The organism is uncultured Fibrobacter sp., from assembly GCF_946062555.1.
GTDB lineage: Bacteria > Fibrobacterota > Fibrobacteria > Fibrobacterales > Fibrobacteraceae > Fibrobacter.
Genome location: NZ_CAMGVQ010000010.1, coordinates 18,633 through 32,751, shown reverse-complemented (window position 1 = coordinate 32,751; position 14,119 = coordinate 18,633). Strand labels below are relative to the sequence as shown.

General features: G+C 52.9%; 15 protein-coding genes. 8 read left to right on the top strand and 7 right to left on the bottom strand.

Annotation, left to right across the window (positions count from 1 at the left end; translation table 11 throughout):
* Positions 1-32: 32 nt before the first annotated feature.
* Positions 33-203, bottom strand: a complete 171-nt coding sequence (locus Q0P86_RS16870) for an integrase core domain-containing protein (RefSeq protein WP_366513347.1) — start codon at positions 201-203, stop codon at positions 33-35.
* Between the two features lie 196 nt (positions 204-399).
* Here Q0P86_RS16870 and Q0P86_RS04440 point away from each other — a divergent pair, with 196 nt between their 5' ends.
* The 5 genes from Q0P86_RS04440 to fusA all read left to right on the top strand — a co-directional run bounded on the left by Q0P86_RS04440 (position 400) and on the right by fusA (position 6,141).
* On the top strand, positions 400-1,794 hold the full coding sequence (locus Q0P86_RS04440; protein WP_295037715.1) for a DEAD/DEAH box helicase: 1,395 nt from the start codon (positions 400-402) through the stop codon (positions 1,792-1,794).
* Positions 1,795-1,989: 195 nt separating this feature from the next.
* Positions 1,990-2,751 (top strand): type I methionyl aminopeptidase, encoded by a 762-nt coding sequence (gene map / locus Q0P86_RS04435; protein WP_295037714.1) that lies wholly within the window; start codon positions 1,990-1,992, stop codon positions 2,749-2,751.
* A gap of 89 nt (positions 2,752-2,840) precedes the next feature.
* A complete protein-coding gene (locus Q0P86_RS04430; protein ID WP_290995120.1) occupies positions 2,841-3,176 on the top strand; it encodes a hypothetical protein in 336 nt (111 codons plus the stop codon).
* A 105-nt stretch (positions 3,177-3,281) separates the two neighbouring features.
* A complete protein-coding gene (locus tag Q0P86_RS04425; protein ID WP_290995118.1) occupies positions 3,282-3,911 on the top strand; it encodes an EcsC family protein in 630 nt (209 codons plus the stop codon).
* Between the two features lie 100 nt (positions 3,912-4,011).
* Positions 4,012-6,141 (top strand): elongation factor G, encoded by a 2,130-nt coding sequence (fusA, locus tag Q0P86_RS04420; RefSeq protein WP_294113118.1) that lies wholly within the window; start codon positions 4,012-4,014, stop codon positions 6,139-6,141.
* Positions 6,142-7,022: 881 nt separating this feature from the next.
* Here fusA and mazG read toward each other — a convergent pair.
* Positions 7,023-7,811 (bottom strand): nucleoside triphosphate pyrophosphohydrolase, encoded by a 789-nt coding sequence (mazG, locus tag Q0P86_RS04415; protein ID WP_295037712.1) that lies wholly within the window; start codon positions 7,809-7,811, stop codon positions 7,023-7,025.
* Between mazG and Q0P86_RS04410 the strand changes: the two genes are divergently transcribed.
* From Q0P86_RS04410 to Q0P86_RS04400, 3 genes are read left to right on the top strand one after another with little or no spacing between them, the layout of a single operon-like run.
* Positions 7,810-8,724, top strand: a complete 915-nt coding sequence (locus Q0P86_RS04410; RefSeq protein ID WP_295037710.1) for a DNA-processing protein DprA — start codon at positions 7,810-7,812, stop codon at positions 8,722-8,724. The two genes, mazG and Q0P86_RS04410, sit on opposite strands and share 2 nt — an antisense overlap.
* A gap of 1 nt (position 8,725) precedes the next feature.
* Positions 8,726-9,007, top strand: coding sequence for a septum formation initiator family protein (locus Q0P86_RS04405; protein WP_291025393.1), 282 nt, complete (start codon positions 8,726-8,728; stop codon positions 9,005-9,007).
* Between the two features lie 16 nt (positions 9,008-9,023).
* Positions 9,024-9,236, top strand: coding sequence for a hypothetical protein (locus Q0P86_RS04400; RefSeq protein ID WP_072976664.1), 213 nt, complete (start codon positions 9,024-9,026; stop codon positions 9,234-9,236).
* 84 nt (positions 9,237-9,320) lie between these two features.
* On the opposite strand, the gene Q0P86_RS04395 is transcribed toward Q0P86_RS04400, so the two are convergent.
* The 5 genes from Q0P86_RS04395 to Q0P86_RS04375 all read right to left on the bottom strand — a co-directional run bounded on the left by Q0P86_RS04395 (position 9,321) and on the right by Q0P86_RS04375 (position 14,102).
* Positions 9,321-10,040 carry an NUDIX domain-containing protein gene (locus Q0P86_RS04395; RefSeq protein ID WP_290995108.1) on the bottom strand — a complete coding sequence of 240 codons (720 nt, stop codon included), beginning with the start codon at positions 10,038-10,040 and terminating at the stop codon, positions 9,321-9,323.
* Entirely contained in the window at positions 10,037-11,158 is a 1,122-nt protein-coding gene (locus tag Q0P86_RS04390) for a hypothetical protein (protein ID WP_291025391.1), read from the bottom strand. Before Q0P86_RS04390 ends, Q0P86_RS04395 begins: the two co-directional genes overlap by 4 nt.
* 13 nt (positions 11,159-11,171) lie before the next feature.
* Positions 11,172-12,092, bottom strand: coding sequence for a M23 family metallopeptidase (locus tag Q0P86_RS04385; RefSeq protein ID WP_290995103.1), 921 nt, complete (start codon positions 12,090-12,092; stop codon positions 11,172-11,174).
* A gap of 4 nt (positions 12,093-12,096) precedes the next feature.
* On the bottom strand, positions 12,097-12,750 hold the full coding sequence (locus Q0P86_RS04380; protein ID WP_295037707.1) for an STAS domain-containing protein: 654 nt from the start codon (positions 12,748-12,750) through the stop codon (positions 12,097-12,099).
* Positions 12,751-12,818: 68 nt separating this feature from the next.
* On the bottom strand, positions 12,819-14,102 hold the full coding sequence (locus Q0P86_RS04375; RefSeq protein ID WP_291025387.1) for a hypothetical protein: 1,284 nt from the start codon (positions 14,100-14,102) through the stop codon (positions 12,819-12,821).
* Positions 14,103-14,119: the final 17 nt, after the last annotated feature.

The following is a 14,119-nucleotide window of genomic DNA, read 5'->3' as shown; positions in this document are numbered from 1 at the left end:
TTAATTGAACTTTTTTCCTTATGCGGCCGGTTTCAGGACCACATGGTTAAAATATACCTCCGAGGGGTGTGGTTGTCAAGGGATGAGTGCCTGCGACGGTCGTTATATCTGTCGATGAACGCCTTGATACCCCGGTAGCACGCCTTAATGGCATCACCCCCAACAACATTCCTTAATAAATAGCCGTTAAAGAAACCTAACACACATCATCCCGCGAAAGCGGGATTTTTCATTATCACAGCAACCGGGGGCGTTGCGGGGGTGTCCCCCGCAGTAGGGGTGATGGAGGTATCGGAGATAGTCTGACTCGGATAGCTTAGGCGAGAATGACATTTTAGGGAGCATTTCTTTCGTCTCTCGTCTTTCGCCTCTCGTCTATTTGCTAAATTTGCTCGCACTATGAGCGAAGAAGTTAAAGAAGAAAAGAAAGAAGATAAAGTCAATCCGTTCCTGACTCCCGTTAAGATTATTGAGCCCGAGCACAAGCTCCCCGACTACACTTTTGACATGCTGCCCGAAGAGCAGAAGGCTGTTCTCGCACAGCACGGCTGGACCGACTTGATGCCGGTGCAGCGCAAGACGATTCCTTACATGCTGGCCGCCCGCGATATGCTGGTGCAGTCCAAGACCGGTTCGGGAAAGACCGGCGCCTACGTGCTCCCGCTTTTGCAGGTGATTGTACGCGACCATATTTTCCCGCAGGCCCTCATTCTGGTGCCGACTCGCGAACTCTGCTTGCAGGTTCAAGACGAAATTGAGAAACTTTCTGCCGGAACAGGCATCCGCTCCGTCGCGATTTTCGGTGGCGTGAGTTACGAACCGCAGCTGAAGGCTCTCAAGAACGGCGTGCACATCATTGTCGCAACTCCAGGCCGACTGATGGACCATGTGCAGCGCGGCAATGTGGACTTCCTCGATATCCGCGACCTGATTCTGGACGAAGCCGACGAAATGCTCTCGATGGGTTTCTACCCCGACATGCAGAAGATTCGCCGCTACCTGCCCAAGCAGATAGCCTGCACCATGTTCAGCGCCACGATTCCGCAGACGGTGAAGAGCCTCGCCCGCGAATTCCAGCGTCCGAGCGCCGAGTTCCTTTCGCTCAGCTACGACAAGGTCATCGCGAACAACCTGGAACACCGCTGGTACCCCTGCGACGTGATGGACAAGGATTCCATGACCATCAAGGTGCTGGAATACTACAACCCCGAAAGTTGCATGATTTTCTGCAACAAGAAGAGCGACGTGAGCTACCTGGAACAGGTGCTTTCGGGCTACGGATTCAACGTGGGTGCCCTGAGTGGCGATGTCGCCCAGAGCATGCGCGAAAAGACCTTGAACGCCTTCCGCGACAAGAAGCTCCGCATTCTCATCTGCACCGACGTGGCGGCCCGCGGCATTGACGTGGACCACGTGACGCATGTGATTGTGTACGACCACCCCGACGACCACGAAGTGTATGTGCACCGTAGCGGACGTACCGCCCGTGCGGGCCGCAGCGGTCTTTGCATTTCGCTGATTACACCGGTCGAAGAAATCGACATGAAGCAGACTGCCGCCGACTTCGGCATCAACTTCATCAAGATGGAAGTACCGACAAACGAAGAAATTGCGAAGAAAGTAAGCGAACGCGTCCGCGCCAAGCTCGAACAGGAAAAGAACCACTTCGGTGGTCAGAAAGCCCGCGAACGTATCAGCCGCGTGATTCCGCTGGTGAAAGAACTCGCTAACGGCACCGAAGAAGACCAGATGCTGCTCGCCTACCTTGTTGACCGCTACGAGTGGAAAAAGTAAACAGTAGACAGTGGTTAGGCCGTCAGGCCGTAAACAGGATAATAAAACGAAAAATTAAAAGTGAAAGATTAAAAATGGTAATACGATTTTTAATTCTTAATTATTCATTTTTAATTTAATCCCTAACCACAAACCACCAATCACGAACCACTAAGAATTAACCTCAAAGCGCGAAGCGCGAGCTCAAAACCTCAAATGGCTAAGATTAAAATTAAATCTGCAAAAGAAATCGAACTGATTCGCGATGCCGGCGCCCTTGCCGCCGAAACGCTGATCCGCGCGGGCGAAATGTGCAAACCCGGCATCTCCACACTCGAAATCGACGAATTCATCGGCGACTATACCCGCAAACACAAGGGTATTTCCGCTTGCATGGGCTACCACGGTTACCCGCGCTACGCCTGCATCAGCATCAACGAAGTCGTGTGCCACGGCATCCCGAGCGCAAATACCATCCTGAAAGACGGCGATATCGTGAACATTGACATCACGACGATTCTTTCGGGTTACCATGGCGACACATCCGCCATGTTCTGCGTCGGCCGCGTCAGTAACCTCGCCCAGGAACTGGTGGACACGGCCAAGTTCTGCATGGAAGAAGGTATCCGCGCCGCTGGCGAACAGGGTGCTCGCTACTATGACATCGGTAACGCCATCCAGGACATCGCCGACGAACACGGATTCAGCGTGGTCGAAGACTACTGCGGTCACGGTATCGGTCGCGGTTTCCACGAAGAACCGACCCTGTACCACTTCCGCAACAACGTGCTCAAGCAGTTCATCGAAGTCGGCAACGTGTTTACCGTGGAACCCATGATTAACGTGGGTCGCCCGGGCACCAAGACACTCAGCGACGGCTGGACCGCAGTGACCCGCGACGGCTCTTTGAGCGCCCAGTGGGAACACACCGTGGCCCGCACGAAGAACGGAATTGAAATTTTAACGCTCCCTCGCTAATATAATTCGGACTTCGGAATTCGGATTTCGGAGTTAAATTTTAACTTAATATTAACTCTGAATTCTGAAATCCGAACTCATAATTGATTATGTCGCTGTTAGGTAACTTACGCAACAAGGCGGTCGAAGCCTTCGTCAAGAATCACGAACTGGTCAAGCGCTTCGGCGATGTCCAGTCCATCTCTATTGATTCGGACAACGGCACCGCCGACGTAAGCGTACTTCTGCACGGTGAAATTTTCCCGATCAAGTTCCGCGGATACTATTACTTCGACGACACCGACAAAGGTACCGACATCGTCATCCGCAAGATTACCAGCGAACGCGAATGGATAGACCAGGCGCTTTCGTACTGGCTCGAAGGCAAGACCTTCCGCTACACCCTCCCCGGACTCGCCGGCGGCCTCGCAAAAATTATATTCTAGGAATTCCGTTTTTCTAAGTTCTGACAACTTTTTCAGCATTTTCTTTCGTCCCTCGTCTCTAGTCTCTCGTCTAATATTATATATTAGTCTCGTAAGGAGTTTCTTATGAGCGATTGCACCGACGAAAAGATGGAAAAAATCAAGGAAAAACTGAGTTCGCTGCTGTTCGAGCTGATAACGGACATTCCGGAGTCCCTGTACTCCCCCACCGAGAAGTCGGATGACAAGATTAACAAACTGATCCGTCAAGCGGCAGTCAAGGCCTCCATGGTCAGTGCCACCCTTTCGGTTCCGGCGGGCGTCACGGGCGTTCTGACCTCCATTCCCGACATTGCCGCCATCTGGCGCATCCAGGCGCAGCTCGTATCCGATATCGCCGCTACCTACGGCAAGTTCGCCCAACTCAGCCGAGAAGCCATGGTCTGGTGCCTTTTCCGCCACAGTGCAGCGCAGCTGGTTCGCGACATTGCCGTCCGTACCGGAAGCCGCATCGTGGTCCAGAAGCTCTCGCTTGCCGCCCTTGAAGTACTGCTCAAAAAGATAGGTCTGAAGATTTCGAAAAAGCTCCTCGGCAAGATCGCCCTCCGCGCCATCCCGGCCATCGGGGCAATCGGGAACGGGGCGTACTCCTTCTACGACACCTACGAAGTCGGGAAAACGGCCGCCGCCTATTTCAAGGCCCTGGCGGACAACCCCGAGGAACCGGTAGTCGAAGACGCCGAAATTCAAGCCTAAAACGCCCTCCTCTCCAAAATTAAGCCCTTGAAAGGGGGCTTTTTTTTTCTATCTTTGGGCGCAACTCAAACAAACATCAACTCCATTTGTGGAATAAAATATGAAAAACATTGAAAAGCACAGAAATATTGGTATTTCTGCCCACATCGACTCCGGTAAGACCACCCTTACCGAACGTATCCTCTACTTCACAAAGCGTATCCACGCTATCCACGAAGTTCGTGGTAAAGACGGCGTCGGTGCCACGATGGACTCCATGGAACTTGAACGCGAACGCGGCATCACGATTCAGTCTGCAGCCACGTTTGCAAACTGGACCCACACCAAGACCGGCGAAGCCGACTCCATCAACATCATCGATACCCCGGGGCACGTGGACTTCACGATCGAAGTGGAACGTTCTCTCCGCGTGCTCGACGGTGCTATCCTCGTGCTCACCGGCGTGGAAGGTGTTCAGTCCCAGTCTATTACCGTTGACCGCCAGATGAAGCGCTACCATGTGCCGCGCGTCGTGTTCGTGAACAAGTGCGACCGCTCCGGTGCAAACCCGCTCCGCGTGGCTGTCATGCTCAAGGAAAAGCTCAACCACAAGCCCTGCGTCATGCAGATTCCTATCGGTCTCGAAGACCAACTGAAGGGCGTGGTCGACCTCGTCGAAATGAAGGCCTACTACTTCGAAGGCGCTAACGGCGACGACATGATCGAAAAGGAAATCCCGGCCGAACTCGTTGACCAGGCTAACGAATACCGTGAAAAGCTGATCGACTGCTGCGCAGACTACAGCGACGAAATCATGGAAAAGGCTATGGAAGGCCAGTATGGCGTCGACGAAATCGACAAGAACCTCATCAAGGCCACCATCCGCAAGGCTACCATCAGCCTCGAAGTGACCCCGGTGTTCATGGGTTCCGCTCACAAGAACGTTGGTGTCCAGAAGCTCCTCGACGGCGTTATCGACTACCTCCCGAACCCGACCGAAGTTGAAAACAAGGCCCTCGACCTCGACAACAACGAAGCCGAAGTCGTGCTGAAGTCCGAAGACAACCAGCCGCTCGTCTGCTACGCATTCAAGCTCGTGAACGACCGCTATGGCCAGCTCACCTACATCCGTATTTACCAGGGTACCCTCAAGAAGGGCGACATGATTACCAACATGGCCACCGGCAAGAAGGTGTCCGTGGGCCGTCTCGTGCGTATGCACGCTGACGAAATGGTGGATATCACCGAAGCCGGTGCAGGCGACATTGTTGCCCTGTTCGGTATCGACTGCGCCTCCGGTACGACCTTTACCGATGGCAAGAACCACTACAACATGACTTCTATGCACGTGCCGAATCCGGTGATCGAACTCGTGATCGAAGCCAAGAACCGCGACGACCTGGACAACATGTCCAAGGCTCTGAACCGCTTCACCAAGGAAGACCCGACGTTCCAGGTGGAAGTCGACAAAGAATCCGGCCAGACCATCATCAAGGGTATGGGCGAACTTCACCTCGACGTTTACATCGAACGTATGCGCCGCGAATACAAGTGCGACGTGACGACCGGTGCTCCGCAGGTGGCTTACCGCGAAACCATCACTCGCGCTTCCAAGTTCGACTACACTCACAAGAAGCAGACCGGTGGTTCTGGTCAGTACGCTAAGGTTGTCGGCGAAATGCGTCCGATGGCTGTCGAAGGCGACCAGGAAAAGGTTTACAACTTCGTGAACTCCGTCGTGGGTGGCCGTATTCCGAAGGAATACATCCCGTCTTGCGACAAGGGTTTCCAGAGCTGCATGGAAGCTGGTTCCTTGATCGGCTTCCCGGTTGTGGGTATCGAAATGGAAGTCCAGGATGGTGCATACCACCCGGTTGACTCTTCTGATATGGCGTTCCAGGTTGCAGCCCGTATGGCCTTCCGCGAAGCTTTCGAAAAGGCTGGCGCTCAGATTCTCGAACCGATCATGAAGGTCGAAATCCAGACTCCGACCGAATTCCAGGGTTCTGTCGTGGGTAACGTTTCCCAGCGTCGTGGTACCATCACCGGTACGAACGAAGAACTGGGCATGACCACCATCACCGCCGAAGTCCCGCTGTCCGAAATGTTCGGCTACGCTACTGACCTGCGTTCTATGACCCAGGGTAAGGCTGAATTCACCATGGAATTCTGCAAGTACCTCCCGGTTCCGAAGAACATCCAGGAAGAACTCATCAAGAAGTACGGCGACAAGGCCAAGGCTAGAGCCTAAACAGACCGGTTTGACTAGACTTAAGTAGTTTCTTACTCTTCAGTCAAACCTCTCACGACCGCCCCGGTTTAATAACCGGGGCTTCGTCGTTCACAGACGACCGAAACGGCTAGATTTAAGTAGTTATTTACTCTACAGCCGTTTCTCTCGCAATCGCGACCGGTTAATACCGGTCGCTTTTTGCTCACGGAAGACCGCTCGCACGCAACTTCTTAGAAGTTTAAAGAACTCGGTGCATCGCATCGGGTTCTTTTTTTGCTAGTCATCCTGGAGCGATTGAAAATCGCGACGGGATCCACAAAAAAAAATCCCGCAGGTTTTACCCTGCGGGACGAGTGGAATTAGAAGAAAACAAGCGTGCTTCCGGTCTATTCTACCCCGTGATTTGCTCCAGCATCCCTTCGCTAAACCAGAATGGACTGGAAGCACATTACCTAATATACCGCAAAAAATTTACTTGCGGAAAAAAATTTCGTAAAAGTCTTATTCCAAAGTGGAATGCTCCAAATTAGAACTTAATTGGCAGATGGTAGAACTTGAAAAAACAACAGTCTAAGCTCTATCTACTCTTAGCTGATTATTCCGGAGTATGTTGAGCCACGAGTCCGGTGTCAGAGAGCCAGGGTTCCGAAGAAAGAGAGCCGGCCCTCTTAATGGGGGCTGCTTATGGCTGGATAAAACCAGAAACTGCTGTTCACAGCATTGCGTGTGCCTCTAAGCTGCTTGTAGGCAGGCGGCTCGCGCGAACAGGCTTATGAAATCCCGCGCGACAACAACACGCTGAATTTGACCAAACAAAAGAACTATAAATAGGTGGCTCTCTAGGTCTGGAATGGTGGCTCCCATTTTTCCGGACTGGCGGCTCCGCCGCACCGGAATAATCACTTAGCAATCTTCCACAATTCTTGCAGGCCCTCGAGGCCAATGTCCTTCATTTCCTTGCCCTGATCGCGGGCCATCTGCTCGACAACACGGAAACGGCGTTCAAACTTGGAGTTTGCGCGTTCCAGCGCAAGGGCCGCATTGAAGCCGCAGTGGCGCGCCACATTCACCAGGCTGAACATGATGTCGCCAAATTCATCTTCCATACGCTCAATATTGCGATTTTCTGGAGAGGCCGCTTGCATTTCGGTGCGAAATTCACTAAATTCTTCTACAGCCTTGTCAAAGACAGGTTCAGCCTCGGTCCAGTCAAAGCTCACTTTGGCTGCACGGCGCTGAAGTTCCTGGGCACGTGCGAGCGTCGGCAAGCTCTTGCTTACTTTGTCCATAGCAGACTTGCCCGCCATTGGTAGATTATTCTTTTCCTGCGCCTTGATGCGTTCCCACTGGCGAACAACGCCTTTCGAATCATCGACTTTCGCGTCCCCAAAAACGTGAGGATGGCGTCGGATCATCTTTTCGCAGATTCCCTGCACCACGTCGTCGATTGAGAAATCCCCATTTTCCTTTGCGACCTGGGAATGGAATACCACTTGGAACAGGACATCGCCCAGTTCCTCCGCCATGTGGACCTTGTCGTCCGCCTGCGCGGCGTCAATGTATTCGTGGGATTCTTCGACAAGATACGGCAACAGGGACTGGTGCGTCTGCTGACGGTCCCAAGGGCACCCTTCGGGCGAACGGAGGGTGGACATGATATTCAACAAGTCTTGAAAGGAGTATTTCATGACCCACAAAGATAGAAAGTATATGGAACTTGCGCCCGAGGATTTTCCCCTCTCCCTTTCCCAATCCAAGTTCATGCCGAAATGCCTGTACGGCATCGGAACACTCCCCGAAAAGGAAGCCGTCGGAATCGCCATGGTCGGCACACGCCGTCCGAGCAGCTCCGCCAAGGAACTCTGCCGCAGGCTCGTCAAGTCGCTCATCGGAACGAACGCCGTCGTCGTCTCGGGACTCGCCCAGGGCATCGACAGCTACTGCCACGAGGCTGCCATTGAATACGAGATTCCGACCATCGCCGTGATTGCACAGGGGCTCGACGTCCCCATTCCCGGAGACCGCGCCACACTCGCTAGGCAGATCATCGACAAAGGAGGCTGCATTCTTACTGAATACGAAAAAGACTTCCCCGCCTACAAGGGTAACTTCCCTGCACGAAACCGTATCATCAGCGGACTCTCTCAGGGAACGGTTTTAGTACAAAGTAAACTCAAGGGCGGAGCCCTGATTACCGCTGACAACTGCCTGCAAGAGAACAAGCCTCTGCTCGCCGTCCCCGGAGATTTTGACAGCGAAGTCGCCAGCGGCCCGAATTTCTACTTAGACCAGGGAAAGGCAATCCCCGTCTTCATCCCCGAAAGTCTGCGTCTGGTTGCCGGGCTTCCGCAAGTCAAAACGAACGGTTCTCAAGGAACAGCTCCTAGCCTTGCGCAGGTTGCCGCCACCGGATGCACCCTTTCACCCGACGCGCTCCGTCTTTTCAAGCAGTTCAACGGATTCCGCAAGACTTTTTCCGACCTTCAGCGGGAATGTAACCTCAAGCCAGTCAATATATTAGCTATATTAACGGAGCTGGAACTTGCCGGATTGGCAAGCACCCCCGACAATTTTCATTTCTACTTTAACGGGACACCCTGACTTGAACAAACGATTCTGGTTAACCTTGCTCGCAGTCGTCATCGCCATCGCGGTGGTGGCGTCTCAGTTGCTGTTCGGTAAAAACAGCATCAACCAACAGAACAAGGTCGCCCAGGACATCGAGCTCTACCAGGCCAGAATCGACTCGCTGAAGCATGCCATCGATTCTTGCAATATCGAAATCGAACGTCTCAAAAACGATTCGCTCTACAAGGAAAGCCTCCTTCGTACTCGCTACGGTATGAGCCGCAAGGGCGAGAAAGTTTTCCAGCTCGTTCCGTAATTGCTATATTTCGCGCATGGCTTACGTTCTTTTGATTCTCGCTTCGTTGATTGGTCTTGCAGGTTGCGCTTATTTTCTGCGCAAGAACATTCTTGTAATCCGAGAAAAGAACAAGAATGAACCCAAGGCCTACAAGCGCAAGCTGAACTACGTGCTCACGGGCCTTTGGTATGGTTACCTGACAATATTTTTCCTAGGCCTGACCATCAATAACCTAGGCAACTGGTAGTTCATTCGGATTTCAGAATTCGGAGTTCGGAATTATTTTCTTCTGGCGGCTCCGCCGCGATTATTCAAATTCTGAAATCTGAAATCATGATTCCGAATTTTCTCGTAGCCAGCGTTCGTACAAGAAGAGCGCGATCAAGTTCTTTCCATCGACAAATTCGTGGGCGGCCTCTTCGTAAGGCATCACCACAGTCTTGATCCATTCGATTTCTTCGGTGTATTCCTGGTCGCGGCCATCCATGGCTTTCAGCTGTTCGGGAGTCACGTCACGTTCGATGGCATACAAACGAATGCGTTCGTCCAACAGGCCGCAACTCGCCGCAAATCCGTCGCTCTTTCCCCTGTACCAAAAATCCATCAGGTCAATCAGTTCGGAATCTTCCGCCTTGATCTGAGCTTCTTCTTCCAGTTCAGAAAGCGCCACCTTGCGGTAGTCCCCCGTCCAGTCGAGGATTCCTGCGGGAATCTCTAGGGAAGCCTGTTCGCCGATGGCAAAGCGCGGCTGGCGCACGAGCAGCAAGTACTTTTTGCCTTCGCAACGGAGTACCACCAGAACACCGACCGCATTACCGCGCACCAGGACAATCCCGTGCACCGGGCGACCGTCGGGGAGAGTCGCCGTGGCGGCTAGCTTGATAAACAGCGGCTGACGGCCCTTACGCAAAAAGTCCACCGATGCAAAATGCACCTTATTGACGACAAATTTTTTCTGGGAGGCTTCGAGCCAATCCTTGTAAATGCGGGATTCCAGGATAACCGGGCGGTCCGCCTCGGCAATTTCGGGAGAATAGGTATATTCGATCATTTTTCTTTCTGAATCAACGTATCCGGAGCGACGGTCGCCTTTTTCCAAGTTGCAGACAAGCTATCAAGTACTTTTAGCGAATCCGAATCCACGACCATCACTGTTCCAGACAAATTATACACCATCCAATTTTTCTGCGATGACGGACCACAGAAGGTTTCATCGCCATCGGGAGTCAATAGCTTACGGATAAAACGCACCCGGTTGCCAATGCCGTAATTGCTGACCGCAATCGAATCGTAGCTTCCACATTCAGGGATGTTTTCCATATAGTAAGTGCTGTAATGCCAAATCGTATCGGGGCGTTCCTGAACACTTCCCAATTCGGTAGAATCGTTTTCCCACTTGGAATTGATGCAGTAAACGGAATCGGAATCGGCACAGGCGTAATGCACGGGAACCAGATTCGTATCATTAACATTCCAGCGGCTCGGATAAATCGTATCGGCAACCGTGTTGACGCAGTTATCGACGCGATAGGTACAAATGGACTTCATCGTACGCCAGTAGAACACGCGCGGCGTCAGTGAATCCAGCACACGCATAACGGTCGGAACGGTCTTGCCATTCTTCTTCTCCTTGGTACGGAGCGGATAGGCGTGCACATCCGCAAAGGAGGAATCTAGGTAGATATCGAAAGTATCCTTCGTAAAGCTCCCACGACGAAGCAGGATTGAATCCAGAAGGGAATCCGTATCGTTTTTCACCTTGATGAGCCCGACACCATCCATCTGCGAATTTGAAAGCAACAACTTGAGAACCGTATCGGGGCGGTAATAAGGCGCGGGGCAATCTTCAGAGGTAGCGTGGATTTTTAGCACCGGTGAAATCCAAAGGACGGAATCTTCCTTATGGAGTTGCAGGTCGATCGATTCCAGAGCGCAGTTAGAAAAGGTCCACATCTGCCCCATGTTCAGGAACAGGGTATCCTTCGACAGATGGATTGTCCTGCCCGAATCTAGTTTAGCCGCCTTGAAAAAACCCTCGCCACGGTAGCTGAAATGATCGACGGACACTTCCATTGGGCCATCGCTATCCTTTTCGCAACCCGCAAGGAACAAGGCCATGCAGGCAAGTATCGTCAAGAGACCGGATAGAGACTTAAGGCAAAACTTCATAAGACCAAAAGTATTAAAAACCGATCGACTTTTCAAAAGAAGAAAGCGAGTCTGGCAATACAGGGTGAGTCAAAGCGTAAAAATCGGTCCAGCGAACAAACTGACCGTTCTGACGGACCGTCAAGAAAAACATGGCACTGTCCCTAGGCAAAAGCCGTCCCAGCACAGAACCGATGCCGACAGAATCACCGACAGACAGGGAATCACCGATAGCCCCCATTCCGGAAGTCTTGCTCGCGACATTGTAGCCATGATCCAGTTCGACAAAGAAACCCAGGGAATCGCGCCCAATCTCGATAACTCGGCCCGGAAGCACCGGATAAATCGGGGCCTCGCCTATTCCGTAAAACACGTCCATGGCCAGGAGGGATTCCTGCCCCTCGAAGTCGAAACCTTCGCTAATCGGGAGGGCGGACCATTCCAGCGGAAGCTGCGGGCACACGCCCGGGAACTTGCAGCCGGTATTCTTGGAAATCCAGAAACGGGTCGAATCCTCGTTCATGTAACGCAGGTAAACGGCTCTCGCAGAATCCTCGTGCACCACGAGAATCGCGTCCTTGAAATCTTCGACAGGGGCGACCCAGTGCAACTTGGATTTTTCGCCCTTGCGGAGCGACGCCACGTAGCGCAAAAAAGGATTGGGCAGGCGTACCACCGGAACGGAATCATCCAAAATCCACGAACACTGGGCCAACCCACGCGGCAACTCAAACGGAGTTCCCCCGTACAACTGGCAACGGGATTCCCAAGTTTCAATCGGGACCTCATCGGAGTTTCCCGGCAACGGGAGCGCATCGGCAATCTTGGATGTCAGACCGGACCAATAAGCAAAGAAAGCCGCCAACGCCAGCAACAATAGCCGGATCAGCGGAAACTTATGTTGGGGATTGTAGTTTTTTCTCTTTCCCTTGTATTCTTGGACTTCGAACGACATCGGACTAGATGTAGAAGAACGCGAGCGTTCCGCCCACAGCCGCGAGCAACAGCAGGACCACGATAATCACGGTCTTTGCCGAAGACGGTTCATCGTCGAACGGGACATCCAGGCCTTTTTTCTTGGAGCCCGGTTCCTCTTTCGCAATGGCGTTGAAGCTCTTGGTAAAGCGACGATGCTGACCCGTGGTGCGACGATCCAGATGCGGCGAGGGAGCGGGCTCGGAAACAGCGCTGACATTCTGCGAGGCAACCGCGGCGGGTTCGCCAGCAGATTCCGTAGCAGATTCGCCCTCGGGCGACTGGGCATGCAGCGAGAACGACATCATGTCCGCTTCCAGGGCGAAAACCTTGATGTTCTTGTCGAGCCCCGCCTTGCGGAGTCCATCGACAATGGTCTTATTATTGGTCAGGACAGCGAACATACCCCCACGATCTTCCATTTCCTGTTGAAACTGGATAAAAGCGTTGTAGGCATCGCTATAGACAAAGTCAAGTCCGGTCAAGTCAACGGCCAAGAACTGTTCGTCCTTCTTTTCGGCAAGGAGCGCGCGAACGTCTTTCTTAAACTGTTCAGCATCAAAAGCCCCGATAGGATTCAAGGGGGCTGAAATCAAATCGAAAACACCAACTTCGCGATAGTTCTTTAATTGCGACATACCTTAAATATAACCTAAAAAATGCAAGTTGTGCGATTGACCACGAAAAAAGTCAAAAAAACTCCCATTTATTCAAGCACCTCGTCATCTGTCTCGATAATCGGTGCAGGGGCAGGAACCGAGGTCTGGGTAGCAGCGGGGGCTGCCTGCACAGGTTCCTTTTCGGGCGTAGACGATTCAGTCGCAGTGACTTTCGGAGCGGATTCGGCAGGCATTTCCTGGACGGATTTTTCCACAGGTTCATCCGGTACGCGTTCCATTTCTTCGTAGGCATCCGTCTCTTCGGATTCCTCGGTAAGCACCTTGGTCGTACGGACGGTCGCCTCGGTCGTCCCCGGCCTAGGCGAATGAGAAAACAGATACGGGCTGATGCTCACGCTCACGCGGTGCACCGGCGAAAGCACGGGATGCGATTCAAATGCGTAGTCAACCTTCACGAACTTCGCAATGGTTAGACCCGCACCCGCAGTCACGCTCTGGAAGGTGGTAAAGCTTGAAAGGCCCGCACGCAGGCTAAGGCCGAAGTCAAAGGCGAACTCGATACCGCCGCGGCCACCCGAGAGCCAGTCCAGGGGATTTTCCCAGACGCGCTTGCCACGGGACTCGTCCGTTTCGTAATCCATGTCGCGGGCTTCGCGATGCAAGAGTTCCGCTCCCTGCCAGTACAGGTTCAATTTGCCGTACAGGTACGGTATCGGGAGACCGTAACTTGCGGCCAGATAAAGTTCAGGAGAGGAATACTCGAACTCGCCCGATTCCCAGGACGCCGCCGAAGAAGTCCACCCCTTCAAGAGGGTCGATACGAATAGTTCATCGACAAGGCGGTAGCGCAGTCCCGCATCGCCACGGAAGCCCCAACCGGTCTGGTCCATTTCGCGATAGAGCCCGTGGAAGCCGATACCCAGTTCGAGCCTATCCGTAATGCGTCGGCCAAAAGTCAGCGAGAAAACCCAGTCGGCAATCGAAAGCGTGTTATAGTTAGAGCCTTCGGGAAGCGGTTCTCCTTCCTTGATATAGGGAATATCGTCTGCACCGAAACGGGAGAACGAGATACCGAGGCCCTGCCCCTCGCCCAGCGGAACGACCGCCGATGCGAAATCGTACTTGGTGTCCTCGTAATATTCCGTATGAGAAAAGGAGGCCCAGGCATAGTTCACGTTTGCAAGCTGGTAGGGGTTCGACATCAGCCCCAGGTAGTCACCGTCTACCGCCATGGTCGCAGAACCGAGCGCCGCCGAGCGCGCCCCCGGTTCGATATCGAGAGTCGCATTTGCTCCCACGACACGGTCGGCAGCCCATGCACTCGACACGGCAACCAGAGCAATACCCACATATTTTTTTGCAAACGCCATACTTTGATTCTCAAAAT

Bases quoted from the DNA above. Each gene is read 5' to 3' on its own strand.
- Q0P86_RS04440 (WP_295037715.1), top strand. From the start codon at position 400: ATGAGCGAAGAAGTTAAAGAAGAAAAGAAAGAAGATAAAGTCAATCCG.
- map (WP_295037714.1), top strand. From the start codon at position 1,990: ATGGCTAAGATTAAAATTAAATCTGCAAAAGAAATCGAACTGATTCGC.
- Q0P86_RS04430 (WP_290995120.1), top strand. From the start codon at position 2,841: ATGTCGCTGTTAGGTAACTTACGCAACAAGGCGGTCGAAGCCTTCGTC.
- Q0P86_RS04425 (WP_290995118.1), top strand. From the start codon at position 3,282: ATGAGCGATTGCACCGACGAAAAGATGGAAAAAATCAAGGAAAAACTG.
- fusA (WP_294113118.1), top strand. From the start codon at position 4,012: ATGAAAAACATTGAAAAGCACAGAAATATTGGTATTTCTGCCCACATC.
- Q0P86_RS04410 (WP_295037710.1), top strand. From the start codon at position 7,810: ATGACCCACAAAGATAGAAAGTATATGGAACTTGCGCCCGAGGATTTT.
- mazG (WP_295037712.1), bottom strand. From the start codon at position 7,811: ATGAAATACTCCTTTCAAGACTTGTTGAATATCATGTCCACCCTCCGT.
- Q0P86_RS04400 (WP_072976664.1), top strand. From the start codon at position 9,024: ATGGCTTACGTTCTTTTGATTCTCGCTTCGTTGATTGGTCTTGCAGGT.
- Q0P86_RS04395 (WP_290995108.1), bottom strand. From the start codon at position 10,040: ATGATCGAATATACCTATTCTCCCGAAATTGCCGAGGCGGACCGCCCG.
- Q0P86_RS04390 (WP_291025391.1), bottom strand. From the start codon at position 11,158: ATGAAGTTTTGCCTTAAGTCTCTATCCGGTCTCTTGACGATACTTGCC.
- Q0P86_RS04385 (WP_290995103.1), bottom strand. From the start codon at position 12,092: ATGTCGTTCGAAGTCCAAGAATACAAGGGAAAGAGAAAAAACTACAAT.
- Q0P86_RS04380 (WP_295037707.1), bottom strand. From the start codon at position 12,750: ATGTCGCAATTAAAGAACTATCGCGAAGTTGGTGTTTTCGATTTGATT.
- Q0P86_RS04375 (WP_291025387.1), bottom strand. From the start codon at position 14,102: ATGGCGTTTGCAAAAAAATATGTGGGTATTGCTCTGGTTGCCGTGTCG.